Origin of the sequence: Winogradskyella sp. R77965 (assembly GCF_044594915.1) — a bacterium.
Lineage (GTDB): Bacteria > Bacteroidota > Bacteroidia > Flavobacteriales > Flavobacteriaceae > Winogradskyella.
Genome location: NZ_CP138990.1, coordinates 348,804 through 374,382, shown reverse-complemented (window position 1 = coordinate 374,382; position 25,579 = coordinate 348,804). Strand labels below are relative to the sequence as shown.

The 25,579-nt window shown below is 32.6% G+C and carries 26 protein-coding genes; 14 read left to right on the top strand and 12 right to left on the bottom strand.

Annotated features, from left to right (window positions below; translation table 11 throughout):
- The first annotated feature begins 82 nt into the window (after positions 1-82).
- The 5 genes from SJY34_RS01805 (at position 83) to SJY34_RS01785 (ending at position 4,144) form a co-directional block, all read left to right on the top strand.
- Positions 83-1,033 carry an isopenicillin N synthase family dioxygenase gene (locus SJY34_RS01805; protein WP_400078350.1) on the top strand — a complete coding sequence of 317 codons (951 nt, stop codon included), beginning with the start codon at positions 83-85 and terminating at the stop codon, positions 1,031-1,033.
- A 90-nt stretch (positions 1,034-1,123) separates the two neighbouring features.
- Positions 1,124-1,453, top strand: a complete 330-nt coding sequence (locus SJY34_RS01800; RefSeq protein WP_400078349.1) for a translation initiation factor — start codon at positions 1,124-1,126, stop codon at positions 1,451-1,453.
- A gap of 5 nt (positions 1,454-1,458) precedes the next feature.
- Positions 1,459-2,388 (top strand): DUF1835 domain-containing protein, encoded by a 930-nt coding sequence (locus SJY34_RS01795; protein WP_400078347.1) that lies wholly within the window; start codon positions 1,459-1,461, stop codon positions 2,386-2,388.
- A 1-nt stretch (position 2,389) separates the two neighbouring features.
- The gene (locus SJY34_RS01790; RefSeq protein ID WP_400078346.1) at positions 2,390-3,262 is read left to right on the top strand and encodes a nucleoside phosphorylase; all 873 of its coding nucleotides are present in this window, start codon (positions 2,390-2,392) and stop codon (positions 3,260-3,262) included.
- 27 nt (positions 3,263-3,289) lie between these two features.
- Entirely contained in the window at positions 3,290-4,144 is an 855-nt protein-coding gene (locus SJY34_RS01785; protein ID WP_400078344.1) for a substrate-binding domain-containing protein, read from the top strand.
- A gap of 260 nt (positions 4,145-4,404) precedes the next feature.
- Here SJY34_RS01785 and SJY34_RS01780 read toward each other — a convergent pair whose 3' ends face one another.
- Entirely contained in the window at positions 4,405-5,076 is a 672-nt protein-coding gene (locus tag SJY34_RS01780; protein WP_400078342.1) for a uracil-DNA glycosylase, read from the bottom strand.
- A 107-nt stretch (positions 5,077-5,183) separates the two neighbouring features.
- Between SJY34_RS01780 and SJY34_RS01775 the strand changes: the two genes are divergently transcribed.
- Together SJY34_RS01775 and SJY34_RS01770 are read left to right on the top strand one after the other, a co-directional pair.
- Positions 5,184-7,352: an endonuclease MutS2 gene (locus SJY34_RS01775; protein ID WP_400078340.1), complete on the top strand. Its 2,169-nt coding sequence runs from the start codon at positions 5,184-5,186 to the stop codon at positions 7,350-7,352.
- A gap of 42 nt (positions 7,353-7,394) precedes the next feature.
- Positions 7,395-7,817, top strand: a complete 423-nt coding sequence (locus tag SJY34_RS01770) for a thiol-disulfide oxidoreductase DCC family protein (protein ID WP_400078339.1) — start codon at positions 7,395-7,397, stop codon at positions 7,815-7,817.
- A 651-nt stretch (positions 7,818-8,468) separates the two neighbouring features.
- On the opposite strand, the gene SJY34_RS01765 is transcribed toward SJY34_RS01770, so the two are convergent.
- The 8 genes from SJY34_RS01765 to aroC all read right to left on the bottom strand — a co-directional run bounded on the left by SJY34_RS01765 (position 8,469) and on the right by aroC (position 15,482).
- Positions 8,469-9,629: a flavohemoglobin expression-modulating QEGLA motif protein gene (locus tag SJY34_RS01765; RefSeq protein ID WP_400078337.1), complete on the bottom strand. Its 1,161-nt coding sequence runs from the start codon at positions 9,627-9,629 to the stop codon at positions 8,469-8,471.
- Positions 9,629-10,459, bottom strand: coding sequence for an N-formylglutamate amidohydrolase (locus SJY34_RS01760; RefSeq protein ID WP_400078335.1), 831 nt, complete (start codon positions 10,457-10,459; stop codon positions 9,629-9,631). Before SJY34_RS01760 ends, SJY34_RS01765 begins: the two co-directional genes overlap by 1 nt.
- Positions 10,459-10,794, bottom strand: a complete 336-nt coding sequence (locus SJY34_RS01755) for a hypothetical protein (protein WP_400078333.1) — start codon at positions 10,792-10,794, stop codon at positions 10,459-10,461. Before SJY34_RS01755 ends, SJY34_RS01760 begins: the two co-directional genes overlap by 1 nt.
- Before the next feature lie 6 nt (positions 10,795-10,800).
- Positions 10,801-11,613 carry a sulfurtransferase gene (locus SJY34_RS01750; protein ID WP_400078332.1) on the bottom strand — a complete coding sequence of 271 codons (813 nt, stop codon included), beginning with the start codon at positions 11,611-11,613 and terminating at the stop codon, positions 10,801-10,803.
- 44 nt (positions 11,614-11,657) lie between these two features.
- On the bottom strand, positions 11,658-12,695 hold the full coding sequence (gshB, locus tag SJY34_RS01745; RefSeq protein WP_400078330.1) for a glutathione synthase: 1,038 nt from the start codon (positions 12,693-12,695) through the stop codon (positions 11,658-11,660).
- Positions 12,696-12,761: 66 nt separating this feature from the next.
- Positions 12,762-14,087: a dicarboxylate/amino acid:cation symporter gene (locus SJY34_RS01740; RefSeq protein ID WP_400078329.1), complete on the bottom strand. Its 1,326-nt coding sequence runs from the start codon at positions 14,085-14,087 to the stop codon at positions 12,762-12,764.
- Between the two features lie 57 nt (positions 14,088-14,144).
- On the bottom strand, positions 14,145-14,399 hold the full coding sequence (locus SJY34_RS01735; protein ID WP_400078327.1) for a hypothetical protein: 255 nt from the start codon (positions 14,397-14,399) through the stop codon (positions 14,145-14,147).
- Between the two features lie 12 nt (positions 14,400-14,411).
- Complete coding sequence (gene aroC, locus SJY34_RS01730; protein WP_400078325.1) at positions 14,412-15,482, bottom strand: chorismate synthase; 1,071 nt, start codon at positions 15,480-15,482, stop codon at positions 14,412-14,414.
- A gap of 209 nt (positions 15,483-15,691) precedes the next feature.
- On the opposite strand from aroC, the gene SJY34_RS01725 reads away from it, so the two are divergent.
- The gene (locus tag SJY34_RS01725; protein ID WP_400078323.1) at positions 15,692-16,564 is read left to right on the top strand and encodes a UDP-2,3-diacylglucosamine diphosphatase; all 873 of its coding nucleotides are present in this window, start codon (positions 15,692-15,694) and stop codon (positions 16,562-16,564) included.
- Here the strand turns inward: SJY34_RS01725 and SJY34_RS01720 are convergent.
- Positions 16,539-19,490, bottom strand: a complete 2,952-nt coding sequence (locus tag SJY34_RS01720; RefSeq protein ID WP_400078321.1) for an FAD-binding and (Fe-S)-binding domain-containing protein — start codon at positions 19,488-19,490, stop codon at positions 16,539-16,541. The two genes, SJY34_RS01725 and SJY34_RS01720, sit on opposite strands and share 26 nt — an antisense overlap.
- Before the next feature lie 106 nt (positions 19,491-19,596).
- Between SJY34_RS01720 and SJY34_RS01715 the strand changes: the two genes are divergently transcribed.
- From SJY34_RS01715 to SJY34_RS01695, 5 genes are all read left to right on the top strand, one after another.
- Entirely contained in the window at positions 19,597-20,073 is a 477-nt protein-coding gene (locus SJY34_RS01715; RefSeq protein ID WP_400078320.1) for a hypothetical protein, read from the top strand.
- Positions 20,074-20,202: 129 nt separating this feature from the next.
- Entirely contained in the window at positions 20,203-21,285 is a 1,083-nt protein-coding gene (gcvT, locus tag SJY34_RS01710) for a glycine cleavage system aminomethyltransferase GcvT (protein WP_400078319.1), read from the top strand.
- 28 nt (positions 21,286-21,313) lie between these two features.
- Entirely contained in the window at positions 21,314-22,144 is an 831-nt protein-coding gene (locus SJY34_RS01705; protein ID WP_400078318.1) for a sugar nucleotide-binding protein, read from the top strand.
- 52 nt (positions 22,145-22,196) lie between these two features.
- Complete coding sequence (locus tag SJY34_RS01700) at positions 22,197-22,484, top strand: 4a-hydroxytetrahydrobiopterin dehydratase (RefSeq protein ID WP_400078316.1); 288 nt, start codon at positions 22,197-22,199, stop codon at positions 22,482-22,484.
- A 111-nt stretch (positions 22,485-22,595) separates the two neighbouring features.
- Positions 22,596-23,342: a YebC/PmpR family DNA-binding transcriptional regulator gene (locus SJY34_RS01695; RefSeq protein WP_400078315.1), complete on the top strand. Its 747-nt coding sequence runs from the start codon at positions 22,596-22,598 to the stop codon at positions 23,340-23,342.
- Positions 23,343-23,399: 57 nt separating this feature from the next.
- Here SJY34_RS01695 and SJY34_RS01690 read toward each other — a convergent pair whose 3' ends face one another.
- Positions 23,400-24,467 carry a tyrosine-type recombinase/integrase gene (locus tag SJY34_RS01690; protein WP_400078313.1) on the bottom strand — a complete coding sequence of 356 codons (1,068 nt, stop codon included), beginning with the start codon at positions 24,465-24,467 and terminating at the stop codon, positions 23,400-23,402.
- A 168-nt stretch (positions 24,468-24,635) separates the two neighbouring features.
- A complete protein-coding gene (locus tag SJY34_RS01685) occupies positions 24,636-24,851 on the bottom strand; it encodes a hypothetical protein (RefSeq protein ID WP_400078312.1) in 216 nt (71 codons plus the stop codon).
- 375 nt (positions 24,852-25,226) lie between these two features.
- Here SJY34_RS01685 and SJY34_RS01680 point away from each other — a divergent pair, with 375 nt between their 5' ends.
- Positions 25,227-25,544, top strand: a complete 318-nt coding sequence (locus tag SJY34_RS01680; RefSeq protein ID WP_400078311.1) for a DUF6660 family protein — start codon at positions 25,227-25,229, stop codon at positions 25,542-25,544.
- The last annotated feature ends 35 nt before the right edge of the window (positions 25,545-25,579 follow it).

Genomic DNA, 25,579 nt, shown 5'->3' with positions numbered 1-25,579 from the left:
AATAGTAAATAAATCCGACCTAATTTTTTCCCACTATTTTAGTTAACTTTGTATATTGTTGAAAATTTTAAATTTAATTCCAATGGATAGAATACCTAGTGTAGATTTGCAGGACTTCATTTCTGGCGATCCTAATCGAAAGCAAAAGTTTATAGATGAAATTGGAAAAGCATACGAAGATATAGGTTTTGTTGCGTTGAAAGGTCACTTTTTAGATGACGAATTAGTTGATAACCTATATGGTGAAGTCAAGAATTTCTTTAGCCTACCTTTAGAGACCAAAGAAAGTTATGAAATTCCTGGAATTGGTGGTCAACGTGGTTACGTGTCTTTTGGTAAAGAAAGTGCTAAAGGTAAAAAAGAAGGAGATTTAAAAGAGTTTTGGCATTTTGGACAATATGTTGAAGATGATGATGAAAGAAAAAAAGAATATCCAGAAAATGTAGAAGTTAAAGAATTGCCAGAGTTTAATAAAGTTGGTAAGCAAACCTATGCCATGCTAGAGAAAACGGCAAAATATGTTTTGCGTGCATTAGCTTTGCATTTAGATTTAGAAGAGACTTATTTTGATAATTACATCCACAACGGAAACTCTATATTAAGACCAATTCATTATCCACCAATTACCTCAGAACCTAAAAATGCGGTTAGAGCTGCCGCTCATGGCGATATTAACCTTATCACGCTATTAATGGGTGCTCAGGGTCGTGGGTTGCAAGTGCAACGTAATGATGGCGAGTGGATTGATGCTATCGCTGAGCCAGATGAGTTAATGATTAATGTTGGTGATATGCTATCAAGACATTCTAATAATAAATTAAAATCTACAATACATCGTGTTATCAATCCACCACGCGAACTTTGGGGAACATCTCGCTATTCAATTCCATTTTTTATGCACCCAATTAGCGAAATGAAATTAGATGTTTTAGAAAGTTGTATTGATGATGATAATCCGAAACAATTTGAGGATATTACAGCAGGTGAGTTTTTAAATGAGCGTTTAATTGAACTTGGACTTATAAAAAAGTAATGAAGTGTAAAGTGTTTAGTAATAAGATTCTTACTCTTTAATTTATCTTGAATACTTTACACTTAATACTACATACTAGACACTAAAATTATGGATTTACAAGACCAATTAAAAAATCTTTTCCCAGACCACACACCTGAACCTACAGATACTTCTCAAGATTCTAAAGGTAATTTATGGTTACAAGATGAGCCAATTATTTGCAAATACGAAAAACGTAAAGGCAAACCAATTACTATCCTCGAAGGCTATACAGGAGCTACTGAAGATTTTAAAAAATTAGCAAAAGAACTAAAAACTAAACTTAGTGTCGGCGGGAGTTTTAAGGATGATAGAATAATCATTCAAGGCGATTATCGAGATAAGATTATGTCGATTTTAAAAGAAAAAGGATTTAATGTAAAACGTGTTGGAGGTTAATTTTTATGGGAAAACGTATACTTCATATTACTAATGGTAGTGTTCTAACAGAATATTTAAGAGAACTCGATTTTAAGGATGATATTATAACCTGGCAGGAAATGCTATGCGAAGGACCAACCATTCCGAAAATAGATTCGAAGGAGTTTTTTGATTTAAGAAAACAGTTTTTAAAATCTTATTATGATATAGAAGTTAATTCTAAAGAGCTTCAAGATGAATTATCCAAATTAGATGATGCTGATCAATATGATGAAATAAATTTGTGGTTTGAGTATGATTTATTCTGTCATATCAACCTAATTGGTGTTATTAATCTGCTACATCAGAAGGAAATTAATAAACCACTATACCATGTTTGTAGCGGACGCGTAGAAGGTGAGAAAAACTTAAAAGCATTAGGTGAATTGAGTCCTGATAAACTAAAATCACATTATGAAAATAAGGTGCTTTTAACACAAGATGATATTGATTTAACAATTGCCATATGGCGCACTTACTGTGGCAAAGATCATAATATTTTAAAGCCGTACATTGTTACAAAATCTAGTTTTAAATATCTAACTAATTGTTTAAAAGCCCATTTAAAACGTTTTCCGCACTATCAAAGTGGATTAGGAACACTTGAAGCACATATTTTGAATCTTGTAAAGCAAAATAACGTAAAAAACGAAAACCATTTATTGGGTTATTGCTTAAATTATCAAGGCTATTATGGTTATGGCGATATGCAACTAAAGCGTAAGATTAAAGAATTACATATGTTTTTTAATATCTCCGAAAATGAAATTATTCTTAATAGAAAAGGCCATGAAGCCTTATTAAAACAACATAATTTTGCAACAGAAGTTAACAATAATATGACTTATGGAGGTATAAATCGTTTAGAATTTCAGTTTAGCGAAGACCAAAATAAACTTATTAAAACGGTGTAAAATGTCGATTACAGATTCAGAATTAATCCTAAATCCAGATGGAAGTGTTTACCACTTAAATCTAAAGCCTGAAGATATTTCGGATACCATCATATTTGTTGGTGACCAAGATCGTGTTGAAAAAATCACCAAACATTTTGAAAGTATTGAGTTTAGTACTCAAAAGCGAGAATTTAAAACACAAACAGGTTATTACAAAGATCGAAGAATTACAGTTTTGTCTACAGGTATAGGACCAGACAATATTGATATTGTATTAAATGAATTAGACGCACTAGTTAATATTGATTTAAATACACGAAAGCCAAAAACAGAACTCACCAGTCTTAATATTATTAGAATAGGCACTTCAGGTTCTCTACAAAAAGATATCCCTGTTGATGGGTTTTTAATAAGCACACATGGACTTGATGTTAATGGTATGCTGCATTTTTATCAAATAGATGGTATAAGTAATCCCGAAATAGAAGATGCTTTTATAACACATACAGATTGGGATAAAAACAAAGCACGACCAATTATAATTAACAACAGTAAATACCTTCAAAAATATTTTGAAAGTGATAAGGTTTTTCAAGGGATGACTGGTACAGCTGGCGGATTTTATGGACCACAAGGACGTGTCTTACGATTACCACTGCATGATGCAAACTTAAATTCTAAATTAGATAGTTTTAGTTATAAAGATTTCAGAATCACAAATTTTGAAATGGAAACTTCTGTAATTTACGGATTGTCTAAGTTATTAGGACACGAAGCTTTGTCTTTAAATGCCATTATTGCAAATAGAGCAAATGGTGATTTTAGCAAAGACCCAAAAAAGACTGTAGAAAAGTTAATTTTATATGCCCTAGAGCGTATTGTAAATATTTAATAAAATACCGAAACAAGTTCAGCATAAATGAAGAAAGTAAATATAGGAGGCGTACCAGAACATTTTAATTTAGCTTGGTATTTAACTCTTAAAAATGGGGAATATAAAGCCGAAGATATTAACCTTCGTTGGCACGACTATCATGGTGGTACTGGAGCAATGTGCAAAGGATTACGCGATGGAGATATAGATATAGCCGTTATTCTTACTGAAGGTATAATAAAAGATATTATAGATGGTAATCCATCAAAGATTGTTCAAACTTTTGTAGAAACTCCTTTGATTTGGGGAATTCATGTTGCCGAAAATTCAAAATTCAAAACCACTACAGATATTAAAGGCACTAGAGCGGCCATAAGTAGATATGGTTCGGGATCACATCTTATGGCGTATATTAATGCAAAAAATAATGGTTGGGATTTAGAGAAAGATTTAAATTTTGAAGTCATTAAAAACTTAAATGGGGCTATAAAAGGGCTCACAGATGGTGAAGCAGATTACTTTATGTGGGAAAAGTTCACCACAAAACCATTGGTTGATGATGGTATATTTAGACATATAGATACTTGTCCTTCGCCTTGGCCATGCTTTGTTATTGCTGTTAGAGAAGAATTTATTGAAAATAATGAAGACGATTTAAAAACCATTTTAGATATTATTAATCAAACAACTTCAGAATTTAAATCTATTCCGAGCATCGATAAAACTATTGCTAACCGTTATGAGCAAGAATTAGAAGATGTGCAGGAATGGTTGTACTTAACAGAATGGTCGCAAGATGTTATTGACAAAAAGACTATTGAGTATGTACAAGAGCAACTCTTTGATTTAAATATTATTCCTAGAAAAGTAGAATACTCAGAACTAATTCATAAAATTTAAATATTAACACCTGTTCTAAAAGTAGGAATAATACACTTTATCCTCAGAACTTTTTCTATTTCAAAAATTTAACTATATTTGAGATAGCCGATTGTTAAGCTATTAATACATCCTCCAGATTAATATGATTATTAACATTATTCTGATTTTATTTTCTTTAGTTGCTTTCAACTTTCTATTGTTAATTTTTAGTTGTAATAAAACATCTAAAAAGCTCGATGAAAGAACACCACCTTTTGCAAAGGCAGAAAAGAAACCTACTACAGTTTCCACTCAATTGCCGACAAGTCAACTTGCTCCAACAGGGAGTTAGTTTTACTAAAATGTTTATTACCAAACCAGTAACCTCGATTAGCACTCAATGGAGATGGATGACCAGTTTCTAAAACAAAATGTTTTGATGTATCAATAAGTTTCTTTTTCTTTTTGGCAAAACCTCCCCAAAGTAAAAAAACAATATTGCTTTTTTCTTTACTTATAGTCTTAATTACAGCATCAGTAAATAGCTCCCAACCTTTGTTTTGATGACTAGCTGCTTGGTGAACTCTAACAGTTAAAGTTGCATTTAAAAGTAATACTCCTTGATCAGCCCACGGCATCAAATTACCATTCTTTGGATAAGAAACACCTAAATCTTGCTCAATTTCTTTGAAAATATTGATTAATGAAGGAGGATGTTTAATGTCATCGTTTACTGAAAAACACAAACCATTGGCCTGACCAACTCCATGATATGGATCTTGACCAATTATTACAACTTTAACATCGTTAAAGGTACAATGATTAAACGCATTAAAAATTTGAGAACCTTTTGGAAAACATTGATAAGTGCTGTATTCTGATTTTACAAAATCAGTTAAATCTTTGAAATACGGTTTTTCAAATTCAGGTTTTAAATATGGTTTCCAGCTTTGGTGAATATCAACATTCATTAATTACAAGTTTTAATCAAAAATAAGAATTACAAAAGTAATTTTCGGTATTAGGCATATCACAGTAATTACCCTAAATTTGCAATTCTAAAATTTACAATTCACCCATGATACGTATTCATGAAAAAACTTTAAAAGACCTTGAGTTTTTTACGGTTTTAGATCAAGTTAGTGAACATACCATTACAGCTTTGGGCAGCAAAGCAGTATTGAGTATACTTCCTATTGAATCGGAAGAGCAGCTTATACTTGATCTTGATTATGTTAATGAATATCTATCATCATTTGAGAATGATAACAGAATACCTAATCACGGATTCGAAACTATTGCTAAAGAATTAAAGCTTCTTAAAATTGAAAACACCTATCTCGAAGTTTCGAGTTTTCAAAAATTGGTAAGTATCTCACTAACTGCTAATGCAATTTTAAAATTTTTAGAAAAATTTAATGAGTATTATCCGAAGCTTAGTCAATATGCCAAGAATATAGAGGTTACCAAAGCTATTATAGAACAAGTCGATGCAGTTGTAGATCGCTTTGGAGACATAAAAGATGACGCCTCTCCTCTACTTTCTCAGCTGAGACAATCTATCAATAAATTAAAGGGAAAGATTAATAGTAGTTTTTCTTCAGCACTTAACACCTATCACAACTTAGATTATCTCGATGATATTAGAGAATCTGTTGTAGATAACAAACGTGTACTGGCAGTAAAAGCCATGTACCGACGCAAAGTGAAAGGTGCTATTATGGGCGGGAGTAAGACTGGTAGTATCGTTTATATAGAACCCGAAACTACGCTACAGTATTCTAGAGAACTTAACAATTTAGAATATGAAGAGAAAGAAGAAGTTATTAAAATTCTTAGAGAATTAACAGATTATGTCCGATTGTTTTCACCTCTTTTAAGGCAATATCAAGATTTTTTAACTAAAATCGATGTCATATCTGCTAAGGCAAAACATGCCAAAAGCATGAATGCCATTTTGCCAGAATTCTCTAAAGAACGTAGTATGCATCTACGAGATGCTTATCATCCACTACTTTATTTAACCAATAAAGAAAAAGGAGAAAAGACATTTCCCCAAACCATTGGATTAGAAAAAGATAGTCGAATTATTGTAATTTCTGGACCAAATGCAGGTGGAAAAAGCATTACCTTAAAAACCGTTGGATTATTACAAACAATGCTTCAAAGTGGTATGCTAATTCCTGTTCACGAGAGAAGCACTGTATGTTTATTTGATAGAATTCTTAGTGATATTGGAGATAACCAATCTATTGAGAACCATCTGAGCACATACAGTTATCGTTTGAAACAGATGAATTACTTCTTAAGAAAGTGTAACAATAAAACCTTATTCTTAATAGATGAATTTGGTACAGGAAGTGATCCAGAATTAGGAGGTGCTTTAGCTGAAACCTTTTTAGAAGTTTTCTACGAACGTGAAGCTTTTGGTATTATTACAACACACTACTCCAACTTAAAATTACTGGCTAACGAATTACCATACATGGTTAATGCTAACATGCTTTTTAATGAACGAAGTTTAGAACCAATGTACAAATTAGTTATTGGACAAGCTGGTAGTTCTTTTACGTTTGAAGTTGCACAGAAAAATGGAATTCCTTACAGTTTAATCAACAAGTCTAAAAAGAAAATTGAACGTGGTAAAGTGCGATTTGATGCTACGATTGCCAAACTTCAAAAACAGAGAAGTAAACTCGAAAAAACAGAACGCTCACTCAAAGAAAACGAGAAAAAGAAATTATCTGAAGCCGATAAACTAGAAGAAATTAATGCTAAAGTTCAGAAGAAACTCGAAAGTTTTCAAGAGTTATATGACAGTAATCAACGCCTTATTTACTTAGGACAAAAGGTTAATGATATATCTGAAAAGTACTTTGAAAATAAGAAGAAACGTGAATTAATGGCTGAGTTGTTCAAGTTAGTTCAAATTGAAAACTCAAAGCGAAAAAAACTATCGGCAAAACAAAAGCGCGCTGAAAAACATAAAGAACAACAAGTAAAAGCCGAGGCTGAGAAGAAGGTTGAAGTTATTAGAAAGAAGAAAAAAGCAGCAAAGAAAAAAGAAGTTGTTGTAGAAAAACCTAAACCTATTCTAACAGTTGGTGATCGTGTACGCATGCATGATGGCAGAGCTATAGGTAGTATTGATTCTATTGAAAAAGGAAAAGCCAATGTGAATTACGGCACGTTTACAACAAATGTAAGCTTAGATTTATTAGAGTTGGTAGAAGCAAAAAAGAAATAACGACTAATTCCATTTTAATCAATATGGTCGTATCTTTGTATTGTGATTAAAGACATTCCAAAAGACAAGCAATTAATACTATTTGATGGTGTTTGCAATCTTTGCAACTCTAGTGTGTTGTACGTTATTAAAAGAGATAAAAAAAATAAGTTCTTATTTGCTCCATTGCAGAGTGAGATTGGAGAAGAAATCATTAGCAAATTTAATATAGATACTGATAAAACGGATTCTATTTTACTATATAAGCCCGAGACCAATTCTTTAAAATATAAGTCCTCTGCAGCAATGCACGTTGCAAAGCATTTAGGTTTTCCATCAAACTTATTGGTAATTTTCTTTATAGTTCCAACTTTTATTAGAAATTGGGTTTATGATTATGTAGCAAAAAACCGTTATAAATGGTATGGTAAAAAAGACGCTTGTATGATTCCAACTCCTGAGTTAAAATCTAAATTCATTGTATAAAAAAAGCCTTTTAGCATCCATTCTAAAAGGCTTTTCTAAATTAACAACTTACTTAAAACTTAATTTAATTTTTAAACAAAATTCAATTCATATTTTGAGGGAAAAATAATGAATTGGTTAATAGCACATTATTTTGTTTTTATAAATATAAGTCACTTAATAATTTCAGCAGAAAAAACTCGATATAAGACAGTTTATTATTGATTAAAAATGTTAACGTGCAAAAAACGTCTATAACATGTAAAATATAATTGGTCAATACCTATACTAAACGAAATAACACATTGACTTACTCAAAAAACCAATACACTCAGTATTGGTTTTTTTATGCTTTTATCAGTGATACTTTAGTTGTGAGCTTTTTAGTTAATGGTTAAAGCTTAGGTTGGTAATGAACCTCAAGGTGAGATGATGTTAGTTTGACCCTAACTTCAGTTAGTTAGGAATGAGTCGAATTCTGTAAAAGAGAATTGTCTAAACTCTTTTTAGTATCAATGAAAAATGATAGACAGAACAATTAGCTTTGAGGTTTATTTTTTTTAGGATTGCTATTTAAATATACTGTCACTTGAAACATAGTAGAGTTGATTATAAGTATAGATTATAAAAAGGTCTCGACTACGCTCGACCTGACAGAATTATTAATTCTCCTTACTTTAAACTCTTTAAAATAAAATCTAAATTCGGATTGCTATTATTATTTTCAATATAAGCATCTGTATAATACTTCGGTGGCAATGCCAGTCCAAGATTCTGCATTTTAGCTATTGTTGGGATATACTCCATAGTAACTTTACCAGTTAATAAAACACCTAAATCTTCACCTGCTTGCGCATATTTATAAACGTTTCGCAAACCTCTTAAATATAAATGGTCTTTAGTAAAGCCTCCACCTCTATGCACTCGCAGTGTAATTACAAATGCCTTATCTCTATTGAGTTTATGCTGGCTATGTAATAAATGAAACGTGTCTGAAAAACTATGACCTTTATGCAAGCTATCTGTGGCAATAACTCTAAATGCCAACTCTTTTAAACGTTCAATCGTTAAGCAACCACTCATAAACTCAGAATAAACAGCTAACCCTTCTTGAGTTTCTACATTATTTGGAAAACCATTTGAAAACACTTTTAATGGTTGATCTAAACCGTTGAAAGTGGTTACCATATGTACACCGATTTCGTGATTGGTAAGTACTTTGAGCTGATTTAAACTATACTTATGACTTTTTCGTAATACTAATGTTTGTGTATTGTTCAAAACCATTGCTGCCGCAGAGAGGTTATTAGAAATCTTAATATTATACTTAAAATCGTAGCGCTTAGAAAAGTCATCAAAATAGGTCCTTGCTTCTTCAGCATTATACATTGGCAACATTTCCTCATCAAACTCTGAGTCATCAAAACGTAAAATAAATTTAGCGTTCTCAATATCCTTTTCAGTTGGTGTTCCAAAGCTTTTTAAGCTATTAAAATAGAACTTTCTACCGTGACCAATGGTTTCGATACATTCTATTAATCCAGAATATTCATAGATAACATCCTCGTATAATTGCCTTATATCTTCATCTTCTATTCGCTCTAGACGTTGCGAAAAAAACAAGCGGTGTAATTTGTAACCATTGAATTTTATCTTTCTGTATTTAAACTCTGGTTCGTAATTGTACTTAGAAGAATAAAACTTCTTTTTTTCTGAAGCTATATTTAAAGGATTTACATAATTGAGCAATTCAATATTTTTTACTAATCGATTAAGATTACTATCTATATCAAATAAGTCTTGAAACGCTTCTGTTTTTTTTATTTGGGACATTAGTTTTTAAACTTGGTATAAAATTCTTTTGCATGTTTTGGTAAAAGTGACTGTAATTGTTGTTCTACAGCTGCAACTACCTCAGGATAATTAATCTGCTTATATTCATCACAATACACCTTCGCAATTTCGGTTGCCAAAACTAAGGTATTCTTAAAGTTATTGGTAATATATTTTAAGAAATATCCATTCCCTTGAAACGTATCATTTATTTTTGCAGTTTGCTTAATACCATGTGGTAATTTAATACTCGCTAAAATTTCTCGCCATAGTTCAACTTGCTCACCAAAACGCTCATTATCTATATTAGAGGTTCCTAAATTCCAGGTTGGCACTTCCCTATCCCAACGCTTCCAATTGTAACTATGCATATCATAAACTATACACACTCCAAACTTCTCTTCGATTTTAGAAATTAAAGCATGGACAACTTTATAAAAATTGGTATGCTTTTGAAGACTTATTTCTTTTTCTTCTTCTGCTAGTGGTTGTTTCCAGAGTTGTTTTCCCCAAGCCGTTTCAAAAACCGCTTCTTCAGGAGTTCGGTTTAAGTCATATTCAAATCGAGAATCGCAGCCAGCAATTAATATAGGATGAGAAATCACCATATTTTTTGTTTCAGGATCTTCTTCGTACCATCTTTCGTATTCGGTATGTAAGCAATTTTTCCAAAGTTCCTTTCTAAACTGATGTCCATCGTGGACTGCACCACAGACATATGGTACATATTTATCGATCTTTAATGTGAAGGAATAATCCTCCGAGACTGCATGAAACGTTTCTTCAGCTTCTATTTTAGATATAATTCCATCGATTGAAAGTCTTTCCATCATAAAGTTTTAAATAAACGCTCTAAAGATTTGAGCATATTGCGTTCATTTATATTAAACTCACCATCTGAGAAAAATAATGTTTTAATATCCGCCATTAATACTTCTACATCATCTTTGTCGTAATTATGTTGCTTAAGACTTGTCATTATTTTCTGAATACCTTGGTAATCATTATCATTATCAAACTCATCGTGGATATCTTGAAACGTATATATATCTACTTTAGAAATAATAACGTTTCGCTCCTTATTATCTTCTTTAAAATCTGAGTTTGCTGCAAACAATAATATGTATGCAACGAGTTCATCTCTTGTCCAGTCGATTGTATTCATTTGTTTTTAGGTTAATGTTCCATATTCTGTCCATGAGCCATCATAGATCATAAGATTTTTATAATTACAAATTGAAGCTGCTAGAGCCAAGATACAAGCTGTAATACCAGACCCGCAGCTAAACACTAATTTTGTTTTTCCTTCTACTAAGTTATTAAAGATAGTCAAAAGTTCTCTTTTTGTCTTCATTATATTACCATCGAATAACTCTGTATAAGGCATGTTTTTTGAATTTGGAATCGTACCTCGTCGTAATCCTGCTCTAGGTTCATCAACTAAACATTCAAAACGTGCTTTTGATCTTGCATCTAAAATTAAAGTATCAGAGGAACTAGAAACCTCATTAATACCTGTAAAATCTGTCATTAATTCTAAATTTTGTTGGGCTACAAAATTTCCTTTAAAATAAGTTTCGTCAGTGTAGTTTTCAACTTCAAATCCTTTAAGCTGCCATTCTGGTAACCCTCCATCCAAGACTGCTACATTTTCGAAACCAAAAACTTTAAATAGCCACCAAGCTCTAGCACTAGAGTAAATGCCTTTGTCATCGTAAACAATAAGAATAGAATCTGTGTTGATTCCTAACACTCTGGCTTCGTTTTGAAATTGCTCTTTTGAAGGTAGTGTACTTGGAAAAGGTGCGTCTAAATCACTAAATTTTTTCTTGATATCAAAAAATCGTGTCTTAGGCAGTCTTATTGCTGACGCGTCTATCACTTTATTTATTGTGGCATCTAAAACTATGATGTTCGAAGTTTCAATATTTTCATTCAGCCATTCTACTGAAACTAATGAAGAATTTAGATGAATTGTTTTCATTTTTAGAAGAATAGTATTGGTCGTTACTGCATATTTAGGACTGACTAAGCTTCATCAACCGCTTTTCGTAACCTTGTGCGCCTATCAAAAGCTTGAAGTTGATCTAATACCTTGCTCTCTAAAAAGTCAATGACCTTCTCTTCTACTTTTGTCTTGTTTTTATAGACTTTATTGATGTAAGTAATTCCACCTGGTGACATTACATTCACTTCAACCAACTTTCCACCAATAACATCTATGCCGACAAAGTAAAGTCCATCTTTAACTAATTTAGGACCTATTTGCTTGCATAAGGCTTTTTCAGTCTTGGTTAATGAATGCTTGGCTATACTTCCACCAGCTGATACGTTAGATCTGTGATCATCACTACCTGGAATACGCCTCATGGCTCCAACAGGTTCACCATTTAGTAATAAAATACGAACATCTCCTTGATCTGCTCCTTCAATATAATCTTGTAGAATCACATAATTAGACTCTCCATCGCCACTTGTAATGTAAAAATCTAAGAGTGAGTTAATATTATTCATAGCAGATTTTTCAATAAGAATCACTCCAGAACCACCGAAACCATTCAATGGTTTTAATATCATTTTATCCGCCTTAGATTCTTTAATCTGTTGTACTAAATATCTTTTGTTTTTAGATACGTGTGTGTTGGGAATGATGTTGCTATGCGCATCACCGAAAGCGGCTGTATAGAGCTTGTTGTTAGCTTCTCGCATACCTTGCAAAGAATTCACTATAAAGACATCATCTTTAACAGAGTCTAGAAAATTTAGCATTATTGGGTCTAGAGGTGGATTAGCCCTAAAGAAAATAGCATCAAAACCTGCTAGAGGTAACATTTCCTCTCTAAGTTTTGCTTTATTGTAAAAAGATTTGAGTGTAGATGGTACTTTTTCCATTCTACCAACAACATTACAAAAGGCATTGGTAACACTATCTCTAATGGTTAAATTAGCAGGTGTACACAAGGCTACACCATGTCCTCGTTTTACACACTCTTTAATTAAAGCCAGACTTGTGTCATTTTCGGCATCAATATCCTCCCAAGGATACATTATAAAGCAAACATTCATTCTATTATAATTTTTGGTTGGTAATATCTAATACTAAATGTAGTGACTTTTAATGAGGATGAAAAATTATTTCACATCATCATAATTGTCATCCCAATTCTTCACTTTTGGTTCACCTAATTTGCCTACAGATTTTGCGACAATCATTGATACTGTTCCGTCACCAGTAACATTTACAACTGTTCTACACATATCTAAAGGTCTATCTACAGCAAAAATTAATGCTAAACCAATTGGTAATAATTCTGGTGGAAGACCTACAGATTCTAATACAATAACCAACATTACCATACCAGCTCCAGGAACTGCAGCACTACCAATTGACGCTAATAATGCCGTTAAAACAATTGTTATTTGGTCTGCAAAAGTTAAATCTAATCCTAAAGCCTGAAATATAAATACAGCGGCCACAGCTTGATACAAACTGGTACCATCCATGTTAATTGTTGCTCCAACTGGCAATACAAAACTAGACACTTCTTTGTCTACACCTATATGCTCTTCTACACGTTCCATAGTCACAGGTAATGTTGCGGCACTACTACTAGTAGAAAACGCTAGTAATTGCGCAGGACTAATTTCCTTTAAAAACCAAAATGGGTTTTTCTTTGTAATTGTAGCGACTAGAATACAATAAAAAACAATCATTAAAGCCAAACCTAAAACGACCACTCCAGAATATTGTAATAATGCGTACAGAATATCTGGATCATCAGAAGACACAACAACATTAGCCAATAATGCAAAAACTGCATAAGGAGCAGACAACATAATAAGGTCAACCATTTTTAAAACCACGTCGTTTAAAGAATCAAAAAAGTCTTTTAATGGTGCCGCTTTTTTCTCGCCAATTAGCAGTAAAGATATACCTAAAAATATAGCAAAGAAAATAACTTGAAGCATCAATTTATTGTTACTTAATGCATAAACCGCATTATCCGGAACCATATCTTCTACGAATTGTAAAGGACCCGAATCCATTTGCTTGGAAGCCTCTGCAATTTTAGCTTTTACACTACTATTTTCTGAATATGTATCTGTGAGTTTGGCAATAGTTTCCTCTGATACACCTTCGCCTGGTTGTAAAACATTAACTAATGCCAAACCAATTGAAATGGCTATTACAGTAGTCACAATATAAACTCCAATGGTTTTTAGGCCAATATTTTTAAACTTGGAGATATCTTTTAAATCTGAAATCCCCTTTATTAGTGACGCTAATATTAATGGAATTGCAATTAGTTTTAATAGCTTAACAAAAATAGAACCAATAGGTTTAATCCAATCAGCAACGAGGGCTTTACCTCCATCTACCTGCAGCATAATATAACCAAAGATTAGTCCTAAGACCATACCTATTAAAATCTTCCAATGTAATGCTAGTTTTTTCATACGCAATATTCCTGCGAAAGCAGAAATCTCATAATTAATTATAAATATTTTACTCTGTTACCAAATTACAATTAAAAAAATAATTGCAAAAACAACTGCATAGAATGCAAATCCATAAATGCGAGCTTCTTCAGATTGTTTTATTTTTTTATTAAATCCGTATTCTTGAAATCGTTGATCTTCAACCTTATTAAATGTATTTGTATCCAAACCTTTTTGAGATTCAAAAGGAAAAAAGAAAAATGTTAACCACTCTTCTCTTGTCAGTAGTATTTCCTTTCTTTTCTCTTCATTTTCTTCTTCTAGATTCAAATTATACTTTGGCTACCATTCCTGAGACTCCTGCCTGCGCAGGAGTGAATAATCTGCTAAAACCAATGCAGCCATAGCCTCTACAATAGGCACCGCCCTCGGCACAACGCAAGGATCATGTCTACCTTTACCTTGCATCTCAACAGTTTCTCCTTTACTATTTATTGTGTCTTGTTTTTGCAATGTAGTTGCTACAGGTTTAAAAGCAACTCTAAAGTAAATATCCATTCCATTACTGATACCACCTTGCACTCCACCAGATAAGTTGGTTTGTGTAGTTCCGTCTTCATTAAACTTGTCATTGTGTTCGCTTCCTGTCATTGCTGCGCCGCAAAACCCACTTCCATATTCAAAGCCTTTTACAGCATTAATAGATAACATGGCTTTACCAAGTTCTGCATGTAGCTTATCAAATACAGGTTCACCTAAGCCAACAGGAACATTTTGTAGTACACAAGTTATGGTTCCACCAATGGTATCACCTTGTTTTTTTATCTCCTGTACTTTAGCTATCATTTTTTCAGCAGAAGCTTCATCTGGACAACGGATAATATTAGATTCGATTTTTGAAAAATCCAAGTCTTGGTATGGCTTATCTATAAAAATATCACCAACAGAAGATGTAAACGCGTTTATTTTTACTGAAGCTAATAATTGTTTAGCTATCGCTCCAGCTACTACTCTACTCGCAGTTTCTCTGGCAGAGCTTCGTCCTCCACCTCTATAATCACGTACACCATATTTTTTATCATAGGTGTAATCTGCATGACTTGGACGATAAACATCTTTGATATGCGAATAGTCTTTTGATTTTTGATTGGTATTATGAATCACAAACCCAATTGGAGTACCTGTAGTTTTCCCTTCGAAGATTCCCGAATAGAATTCTACTGCATCTGGTTCTTTACGTTGTGTAACAATTTTAGATTGACCAGGTTTACGACGTTCCATTTCATTTTGAATGGCGTCAAAGTCGAGTTGTAGTCCAGCTGGACAACCGTCTATAATTCCACCTATGGCTTTTCCATGCGATTCGCCATAAGTTGTAAGTTTAAATAATTTTCCGAAGGAATTTCCTGCCATTAAAACATATTTTATGCTAAAGTAAATCTTTATACTAAAAAAACGAAAATTAATCTAGCTTTTCACTGTGTTACACCTATGTTAACTCTATTTTTTAATATGACTTTTTTTGTAACAATTTCATAACAATTTGCTGATAGTTAATTAACTATCCATTCACAGTAAGTTAATACTAAAATAAGTTCTTTGCATATATAGATTTTACGACCTTGAATTTAAAACGAAAATTAGAAATAGTAGTAATCTCAGACGTTCATCTTGGCACTTTTGGCTGCCATGCAAAACAGCTTTTAACTTATTTGAATAGTATTGATCCTAAAACACTGATTTTAAATGGTGATATTATTGATATTTGGCAATTCAAGAAACGTTACTTTCCGAAATCGCATTTGAGCGTCATAAAAAAAATCATGGATTTCGCTGCTAACGGAACTGAGGTCATCTATATTACTGGAAATCATGATGAAATGCTTCGTAGGTTTACGGATACCGAAATAGGAAACATTTCCATAGTAAATAAACTAGTTTTAAATCTAGATGGAAAGAAAGCCTGGTTTTTTCATGGTGATGTATTTGATATTTCTATTCAAAATGCAAAATGGCTTGCAAAGCTTGGTGGTTGGGGTTACGACTTACTTATTCTACTCAATCGTTTTGTAAATTGGTGTTTAGATAAACTCGGAAAAGAACGTTACTCATTATCTAAAAAGATAAAAAACAGTGTAAAAGGGGCTATTAAATATATTAATGATTTTGAAAAAGTAGCCACAGACTTAGCCATTGAAAATGGCTATGATTATGTAGTTTGCGGACACATACATCAACCAAAGATGATAGTTAAAGAAAATAAATATGGTAAAACCACCTATTTAAATTCTGGAGATTGGATAGAAAATTTTACGGCTTTAGAATATCAATTTAAACGTTGGAAAATCTATAATTACAATAAAGACAAACTTTCAGCTTTTTTTGCTGATGAAGACTTAAAAGAAATGGACACCAAAGATTTAATTGCTGCCATTACCATTGTTGAGCAACCCAAAAAAGAGAAAAAAATTAGACCAGAGCTTCTTTTAAAATAGTTATCGGATGCTTAGCAATTCTACCTGTTCCATCCTTAATCTGATGCCTGCAACTTGTGCCATTTGCAGCTATAATAGTATCATTAGAAGCTTTTCTGACTGAAGGAAATAAGGTTTGTTCTCCTATTTGCATACTTACATCATAGTGTTCTTTTTCGTAACCAAAGCTGCCAGCCATTCCACAACAACCACTTGGTATTATAGTAACTTTATAATTTTTAGGCAAATTAAGCACATCAAAGCTCGATTTCTGATTGGATAATGCCTTTTGATGACAATGACCATGAAATTTAATGGTTCTCTCCTCCAATGTAAATTGTTCTGGCTTAATATTTTCTAATGCAATTTCTTGTTGAATGAACTCTTCAATTAAAAAGGTGTGCTTTGCTATGTCTTGAGCAGCTTCTTTATCATCTGCTAGTTTTAGATATTCATCTTTAAAAGTTAGAATTGCAGATGGCTCAATTCCCACTAAATTAACATCACTATTAAGTGCGTTTTTAAGACGATTAACATTGGTGTTAGCAATTGTCTTAGCTTCTTCTAAAAATCCTTTAGATAAAAATGATCTTCCACTTTCTAAATTACTAATTGTTATTACATTATAATTTAAATACTCAAGTAATACTTTAGTATCTAATGCAATGTTAGATTCGAGATAATTGGTGAATTCGTCCACAAATAGACATACCGTCTTTATTGTTTTTTGATCAGCTCCTACTGCTTTAAAAGCAGATGATATTTTAGTATATGACTTAGTTACTTTTGGAAAACTTCGCTTGGAATGAATACCAAAAGCTAACTTCATATAGCCAGATAAAAATTTTGTCTGAAACAGTCCATTGAACAACTTTGGAGCACTGGAAGCTATTCTATTATACTTAGTAGAATTAGCAAAAAATTTATCCTTGAATTTAAAACCATTTGCTTTTTGATATTGATACTGAAATTCGGCTTTCAAACTCGCCACATCCACACTACTTGGACATTCAGAGGCACAAGCTTTGCAACTAAGGCATAAATCGAAAACATCTTTAAGTACATTATGATTGAACTTATTCGCTTTATCAGTCCCGATAGCTGTCGGAATTGATAAGTATTCACGCAAGGCGTTTGCTCTTGCTCTTGTGGTATCTTTTTCATTTCGAGTCGCTCTATAACTCGGACACATAGTACCACCAAATTCTGGAAGTTTTCTGCAATCACCAGAACCATTGCACTTTTCAGCTTCTCGCAAAATCCCTTGTGAACTTGAAAAATCTAAAAGCGTTTTAATCTTTGGTTCATTTCTATCAACTTCATAACGCAAATTTTTGTCCATAGGATAAGCATCGACGATCTTTCCTGGATTAAAAATATTCTCAGGGTCGAAAGTAGATTTAATTCGTTTTAGAATTTGATAATTTTCTTCTCCTATCATCAATGGAATAAACTCAGCACGGACAATGCCATCACCATGCTCACCAGACATAGAGCCATTATATTTTTTAACCAATTTGGCAACATCTGTTGTTATAGTTCTAAATAACTTTACATCTTCAGATTGTTTTAAATCTAGTATTGGTCTTAAATGCAACTCACCTGCTCCAGCATGTGCATAATACACTGCATTCTGGTTATAAGATCTCATTAATTGCGTGAATTCAGAAATGTAATCATCTAAATCTTCTAATGCCACTGCAGTATCTTCAATACAAGCTACTGCTTTTTTATCGCCTATAATATTTCCTAATAACCCTAGGCCTGCCTTACGCAACTCTAAAGCTTTACCAATGTCTTCACTTCTTAAAACCGGAGCTGCATAACTTAAATTTAATTGCTTTACAGTTTTTAAAAAACCATCAATCTCAGTTTGCAGTTTTTCAGTAGTATTGGCTTTTAGTTCGCACATTAAAATAGCTACAGGATTGCCTTCAATGAATTGTCTATTTTCTTGTTGGGTTTTATTGTGCTTCGTGAGATTTAAGATAGAATCGTCCATCATTTCACAAGTGTGCAAATTATGCTGCATTACTGTTTCAACAGACTTCATGCACATCGCTATGCTTTCAAAATGCAATGCTACCATAGCACTTTCTGAAGGTGGTAATTCATCTAATTGCAAGGTGATTTCAGTTGTAAATGCAAGTGTACCTTCGCTTCCAGCCAAAAGGCGACACATATTAAATTGCGAAGTCGAACTTGAATCTGAAATTGAATTTGAAAATATTTCAGATTTCAATAATTCATCTATAGCATAACCCGTATTTCTACGATGTATTTCTGGCTTAGGAAAGTTGTTGTGTATTTGTTTTTGGACAGCTTCAGGTCTTAATGCTTCATAAATGGTTCTGTAAATATGACCTTCAAGCGTTTCTAACGTTTGTTTTTGTTGAAATTGTTCAGCCGATACATTAGAAAATTCAACTTCACTTCCATCGCTCAACAACGTCTTTAAACTCAAAACCTTATCGCGCGTTACACCATATTGAATGGATGTCGTACCAGAAGAATTATTGCCAACCATACCACCAATCATACAACGATTAGATGTTGATGTGTTTGGTCCAAAAAATAAACCGAAAGGTTTTAGGTAATTATTAAGCTCGTCTCTAACAACGCCAGGTTGAACAGTTATTGTTTTCTTAGCCTCATTAATATCTAATATTTTTGTGAAATATTTTGACACATCTACTACGATGCCGTCACCGACACACTGTCCTGCTAAAGAAGTACCTGCTGTTCTAGGTATTAAGGAGGTGTTATTTTTTTTTGCGAATTCAATAAGCAGCTTAATGTCATTTTTGTCTTTTGGTATTGCAACCGCAAAAGGCAACTTTCTGTATACTGATGCATCTGTAGCATAGAGTTTTAGCATTAACTCATCATCGTAAAGTTCACCTTTGAGATTGGTTTTTAATTGATTTAAAGCTTTATCTTTATGCATTAACGTTTATAATAATGTGTATAAAACTATAAAGAAATCTAATATAAATTGAGTTTTGGCGTTATTTTTGCAAACATTATTGAAATCAATAAAAAAACGTAATACAATGAAAAAATTAATTTTAACAAGTTTTGCAGTTTTTGCAAGTTTTGCATTTATGAATGCACAAAATATAGCAGACAATGCTATTGGATTAAGACTTGGTTTTAATGACAATATTGGAACCGAAATTTCTTATCAACGTGCTTTAGGTGATAACAATCGATTAGAGATTGATTTAGGTTGGCGAGGTAGAAAGGGATATGACGCCTTTAAATTAACTGGAATTTACCAATGGGTTTGGGAACTCGATGAAAACTTTAATTGGTATACTGGTGCTGGTGGTGGACTAGGTTCTGTAAGTTTTGATAATAACAGTCTTGACAGTGAAACCTTTTTCTTTTTATCAGGAGATTTAGGTGTTGAATATGATTTTGACTTTCCATTAATATTATCCTTTGGTATAAGACCAGAAATTGGCTTTGCCGACTTTAACGATGGTATTGATATTGATGTTGCCTTAGGTATTAGATATCAATTCTAAGCTTTAAAAATAATTATAAAAGCCACCTCAATAAGGTGGTTTTTTTATGCATTTTTTGGATTTACATATGAATCATAAGCCATAAAATTTATGTAATTTTGCACATCTCTAAATTAAAAATCATTACTAATGAAAGACACTGCATTATCCTCTACTCACATAGCACTTGGTGCTAAAATGGTTCCTTTTGCTGGCTACAATATGCCTGTACAATATGAAGGTGTAAACATAGAGCACGAAACCGTTAGGAAGGCTCTTGGTATTTTTGATGTATCACATATGGGTGAATTTTTAATTGAAGGTCCCAATGCGTTGGCTTTAATTCAAAAAGTATCAAGTAATGATGCGTCTAAATTAGAAATTGGAAAAGCACAGTACAGTTGCTTACCGAATGACGATGGTGGTATTGTAGACGACTTAATTATATATAAAATAAAAGACGAAACTTATCTTCTTGTAGTTAATGCGAGTAATATTGAAAAAGACTGGAACTGGATTCAGTCTAAAAATGATGTTGGTGCGGAGATGCGCGATTTAAGTGAAGCCTATTCCCTATTGGCTATACAAGGACCAAAAGCTGTTGAAGCCATGCAGTCGTTATCGAGTGAGGATTTATCAGCTATAAAATTCTACAATTTTGTGGTAGGTGATTTTGCAGGTATTGAGCATGTTATTATCTCTGCAACAGGATATACTGGCAGTGGTGGTTTTGAAATTTACTGTAAAAACTCAGAAGTCAAGCAAATTTGGGATAAAGTATTAGAAGCTGGTGCGGATTTCGGAATAAAACCTATTGGCTTGGCAGCAAGGGATACGTTGCGTTTAGAAATGGGTTATTGCTTATATGGTAATGATATAGATGACACTACATCTCCTATCGAAGCTGGTTTAGGTTGGGTTTGTAAATTCAATAAAGACTTTACCAATAGTGAAGCTTTACAAGCTGAAAAAGAACGTACACCAGAACGCAAGTTAGTAGCGTTTAAATTAGACGATCGTGGTATTCCTCGTCAAGGTTATGATATTGTTGATAGTAGCGGAAAAACCATTGGAAATGTAACCTCTGGCACTATGAGTCCGATGTTAGGAGTTGGTATTGGTTTGGGTTATGTGCCAAAAGTATTCTCTAAAATTGACAGCAAAATAAACATTCAGGTTCGTAAAAAAACCATACCAGCAACAGTTGTTAAATTACCATTCTATAAAGGCTAAATAGCTATTATTTGCGTTAGGAAGATTAATGAAGCACGGAGAACAAAAACATCGCATTTTAATACTAGGAGCTAGCGGTTATATAGGCCATTCTATATACAAGGAACTAGGACCTTATTTTAGAGTTTTTGGAACCTATCGTACTCCAAAAAAAGAATTTGAGAGCAACAAACAATTTTTTCAGTACAACGTAGAAGAAGATGATGTTTATGAAATTCTAGAGGCTTGCAAACCTTCCGTAATTATTTCTGCGCTCCGTGGAGATTTTCATGCACAGACCATAGCACACCAACATATCGCTGAATATGTTTTAGAAACGGATTGTAAAATCATATTTCTGTCCTCAGCCAATGCCTTTGATGCCTATAGTAAATATCCGAGTTATGAATTGGACAAAACTTTGAGTCATAGTATTTATGGCCATTTTAAAATTAAGATAGAAAATTTATTGCTGCGTTTGCCCAAAAAACAAGTTGCTATTATAAGACTTCCTATGGTATTTGGGATTAATTGCCCTCGAATTCAAGAAATGAAACAATTGATCTCAGATAGGGAATCTGTTGAGATTTTTCCAAATCTTATTATGAATGTGACGCTAGACAAAAAAGTAACTCAACAAATCCATTATATCATTAATCGAAATAAATATGGAGTTTTTCATTTAGGAAGTACAGATTTAGTGCATCATGATGAATTTATGAAAGATATTATCGCTTTTATATCTAAAGAGAAAGTGAAGCTAAAACATGTATTTACCACTAATGATGATCGCTATTTGGCCGTATTACCCAAGTTTAATAAGTTACCAAAACATCTTCAAATAACCAGTCAGAAAGTTTTGGAAGAACTTCAGAAATAAGCTTGGCATACTTCTTATTATTTCTTAATTTTCCAATAATCAATATGATATTATGAAGTTAGACGCATCAACAATAGAAAAAAAATTATTACACTTTCCAGAATGGGATTATTACGATAATGCCATACACGTGGAATTAGAGTTCGATAATTTTAAAGATTGCTTTAGCGCCATGAGCAGAATTGCTTTTGAGTGCGAAGCACAAAACCATCATCCTAATTGGAGTAATGTGTATAATGTTTTAAAAATTTCATTATCAACACACGATGCAGATGGAGTAACCCATAAGGATTTTAAATTAGCTGAAGCGATTGAGGAGATTGTTGAAGCCGACGAATAAATGAGTTTGCAGAATTTTGTAAAAGAATTATATTTGAAATCAGCTGTACTTTTTTACAGCTATAATGTTTAATAAGTTTTCCATGTGCATGGGAACAAAAATAAATTTTTGATGGGAAGAGCTTTTGAGTTTAGAAAAGCAAGAAAAATGAAACGGTGGTCTGCAATGAGTAAGGCCTTTACACGTATAGGAAAGGATATTGTAATGGCAGTAAAGGAAGGTGGTCCAGATCCTGATAGTAACTCCCGCTTAAGAGCAGTAATACAGAATGCCAAAGCTGTAAACATGCCAAAGGCTAATGTAGAGCGCGCCATAAAAAAAGCAAGTGAAAAAGGACAAGGTGATTATAAAGAAGTCCTTTTTGAAGGCTATGCACAACACGGCATTGCTGTACTTGTAGAAACTGCAACTGATAATAACACACGTACAGTAGCCAATGTACGTTCTTACTTTAATAAAACGGATGGAAGTTTAGGTACGTCTGGTTCTGTTGTGTTTATGTTTGATCATACCTGTAATTTTAAGATTAAAGGCGAAGGGTTAGATTTAGAAGAGTTAGAATTAGAATTGATTGATTTTGGTGTTGAAGAAATTTTTGAAGATACAGACGAAAATGAAGATGGTGAAGAAGAAACAAGTGTATTAATTTATGCACCATTTGAAAGTTTCGGAAACATACAATCTTATTTAGAAGACAACAACATTGAAATTATTTCCTCTGGATTTGAGCGTATACCACAAGTCACTAAAACCTTAACAGCAGAGCAAGCCGAAGATGTAGAAAAACTATTAGAAAAGCTCGAGGAAGATGATGATGTACAGAATGTGTATCATACTATGGAGGAAACTGCAGAGTAATCTGTATTACATATAATTTTGTAAGAGGGCTTCTGCCCTCTTTTTTATTAGTGTTTATTAAAGTGTGTCTAAAGGGCTACTAATATTCTGTATACTTCTATGAGAAACTTTAGTATATATCTGTGTCGTTTTAATAGAATGATGTCCTAATAGCTCTTGTATAAATCGCAGATCTGCACCAGATTCTAGCAAATGTGTGGCATAGCTGTGACGTAATCCATGAATACCTATTTTTTTATTAATACAAGCTTTTGCCATCGCCTTTTTAAATATAGACTGTAAACTACTTTTAGAATACATACCGCCATATTGTCCTTCAAAAAGATACTCTTTAGGATTATAAACTTTATAATAATTTCTTAGCTCGTCTAAGATTGACTCTGGTAATGGCACATACCTATCCTTTTTGCCTTTAGCACCAACAACATGCACTAACATTCTTGTACTATCTATATCGCAAAGCTTAATATTTACAACTTCAGAAACACGTAAACCCATACCATAGCACAATTTAATAGCTGTTCTGTGTTTTAGGTTTATGGTTACCTTAATGATTCGTTTAACATCTCGCTTGCTCAATAACTTAGGTAATGATGCTGGCTTTTTGGGTCTAGGAATATCAAAAAACATTTTGGGTCTATGTAATACTTGCTCGAAATAAAATTTTACAGCATTAATTTTTCCATTGAGTTTACGTTCTTTCATTTTCAGCTTTTGAACACAATAAAGAAAATAATCTTTAAGCCGTTTAGCATTTAAATTGTCTACATGATAATCGTTTAATAACTCTAATAATTCGGCAAATTCAGAAAGATACATGCGCTGTGTATGCACACTATACGCTTTTAGATGTAACTGGTCTCTATACGCTATAAATGCATTTTGATTAACAAAATGAATTCTCGATAATAATTTTTGACCTATTAATTCTTTAGTTAATCGCAATTGTTCTCTAACGGCAGGAATATCTGGTAAGTACCAACATTTATTTGTGGCACTATATTTAGCAGAAGGAAATCTTTCTCGAAGTTGTTTTTGAAGAATAGTATTGTATGGAAACCTAATAAAAATTACATCTTTATCTCTATGCTTTGCTGTAACAAATCTGTAATTGACCAAGTTCATTTATTCTTCATTTTGTATATAATAATTTAAAAATAATAAAATTTGATATACAAAATAACGAATTGCGTGTATTTTTTAATATGAGGTGATACAAGGCTTGTAAATAGATTTAACTATATTATTATGCAAATGATTAATTGGTTATATTTACGTGTTAACTACAATAAGCTACATCAGGTCATCTATTTCTTTTTCCACATTAGTCCAATAATGTAAGTCACTCAAGTCTTTACTTGGTATCTTATTTAATTCAGTTATTACTTCTCTTGCACAAAGCAAAGAGCAAACCGTTGCAAATTCTTTAGCTTCTGCATTCATCAAAACATCTGTTAAGTGAGAGTAGTATTTATCAATCATACTCTTTGCTTTTCCTTTTGGTGTCATAATCTAAGTTTTATGCCCTTTAACCGCTTACAGTAGTTAACAACGTGTATAGTCTATTGCTAATTTCTGTTATTTCAAAGGCTTGTTATTGTTAATTTATTTAGTTTTTAATCCGATAATTTCTGGCTGTTTATACGCAACACACCATACACAAGTACGGTTGTGCATAATGCGGAAATCGTGCTAAACATCAACATTTGAACTAAAAAAGCCAACCGCATAAACAGCACATTTATTTTTTTCCAGCCACAAAAAGCCAACGCTTAAAAAAAATAAAAGAGCTGTTTTTAGCCAACGCTCAAAATGGAACGCAAAACAGAATTAAGAAATGACTTTGCAATACCATTGCATTAATAATTCTCTATCTTTGTGCCAATGAAATTTATCACTATCATATTATCTTTATTAATACTTGTTTTGTCAATAAAACCTTGTTCCGACGGAAATAATGCCGAAGACCAACACCAAGACGAAATAACTGCTGAACACAATCATCAAAATGATAGTGATGATACTTGTCCAATAACTTGTATTTGTAATTGTTGCGGAATCGCAATTACATATCAACCAATTCAAACTTTTAATTTAGGTTTAAACAAACAAATTTCTACAGAAATTCTATCTGTTTATCAATCAATCTACAGATTTAATTTTCATTCCAACATCTGGCAACCGCCTCAATTGATTAGCTAATTTATCGACCACAAGTCAAAAATTTTTAGTTAATT

Bases quoted from the DNA above. Each gene is read 5' to 3' on its own strand.
- SJY34_RS01705 (WP_400078318.1), top strand. From the start codon at position 21,314: ATGAAGCACGGAGAACAAAAACATCGCATTTTAATACTAGGAGCTAGC.
- SJY34_RS01800 (WP_400078349.1), top strand. From the start codon at position 1,124: ATGGATTTACAAGACCAATTAAAAAATCTTTTCCCAGACCACACACCT.
- SJY34_RS01785 (WP_400078344.1), top strand. From the start codon at position 3,290: ATGAAGAAAGTAAATATAGGAGGCGTACCAGAACATTTTAATTTAGCT.
- aroC (WP_400078325.1), bottom strand. From the start codon at position 15,482: ATGGCAGGAAATTCCTTCGGAAAATTATTTAAACTTACAACTTATGGC.
- SJY34_RS01780 (WP_400078342.1), bottom strand. From the start codon at position 5,076: ATGAATGTTGATATTCACCAAAGCTGGAAACCATATTTAAAACCTGAA.
- gcvT (WP_400078319.1), top strand. From the start codon at position 20,203: ATGAAAGACACTGCATTATCCTCTACTCACATAGCACTTGGTGCTAAA.
- SJY34_RS01740 (WP_400078329.1), bottom strand. From the start codon at position 14,087: ATGAAAAAACTAGCATTACATTGGAAGATTTTAATAGGTATGGTCTTA.
- SJY34_RS01690 (WP_400078313.1), bottom strand. From the start codon at position 24,467: ATGAACTTGGTCAATTACAGATTTGTTACAGCAAAGCATAGAGATAAA.
- SJY34_RS01720 (WP_400078321.1), bottom strand. From the start codon at position 19,490: ATGCATAAAGATAAAGCTTTAAATCAATTAAAAACCAATCTCAAAGGT.
- SJY34_RS01775 (WP_400078340.1), top strand. From the start codon at position 5,184: ATGATACGTATTCATGAAAAAACTTTAAAAGACCTTGAGTTTTTTACG.
- SJY34_RS01790 (WP_400078346.1), top strand. From the start codon at position 2,390: ATGTCGATTACAGATTCAGAATTAATCCTAAATCCAGATGGAAGTGTT.
- gshB (WP_400078330.1), bottom strand. From the start codon at position 12,695: ATGAATGTTTGCTTTATAATGTATCCTTGGGAGGATATTGATGCCGAA.
- SJY34_RS01755 (WP_400078333.1), bottom strand. From the start codon at position 10,794: ATGAATACAATCGACTGGACAAGAGATGAACTCGTTGCATACATATTA.
- SJY34_RS01715 (WP_400078320.1), top strand. From the start codon at position 19,597: ATGAAAAAATTAATTTTAACAAGTTTTGCAGTTTTTGCAAGTTTTGCA.
- SJY34_RS01700 (WP_400078316.1), top strand. From the start codon at position 22,197: ATGAAGTTAGACGCATCAACAATAGAAAAAAAATTATTACACTTTCCA.
- SJY34_RS01695 (WP_400078315.1), top strand. From the start codon at position 22,596: ATGGGAAGAGCTTTTGAGTTTAGAAAAGCAAGAAAAATGAAACGGTGG.
- SJY34_RS01795 (WP_400078347.1), top strand. From the start codon at position 1,459: ATGGGAAAACGTATACTTCATATTACTAATGGTAGTGTTCTAACAGAA.
- SJY34_RS01680 (WP_400078311.1), top strand. From the start codon at position 25,227: ATGAAATTTATCACTATCATATTATCTTTATTAATACTTGTTTTGTCA.
- SJY34_RS01805 (WP_400078350.1), top strand. From the start codon at position 83: ATGGATAGAATACCTAGTGTAGATTTGCAGGACTTCATTTCTGGCGAT.
- SJY34_RS01760 (WP_400078335.1), bottom strand. From the start codon at position 10,459: ATGGAAAGACTTTCAATCGATGGAATTATATCTAAAATAGAAGCTGAA.
- SJY34_RS01750 (WP_400078332.1), bottom strand. From the start codon at position 11,613: ATGAAAACAATTCATCTAAATTCTTCATTAGTTTCAGTAGAATGGCTG.
- SJY34_RS01685 (WP_400078312.1), bottom strand. From the start codon at position 24,851: ATGACACCAAAAGGAAAAGCAAAGAGTATGATTGATAAATACTACTCT.
- SJY34_RS01765 (WP_400078337.1), bottom strand. From the start codon at position 9,629: ATGTCCCAAATAAAAAAAACAGAAGCGTTTCAAGACTTATTTGATATA.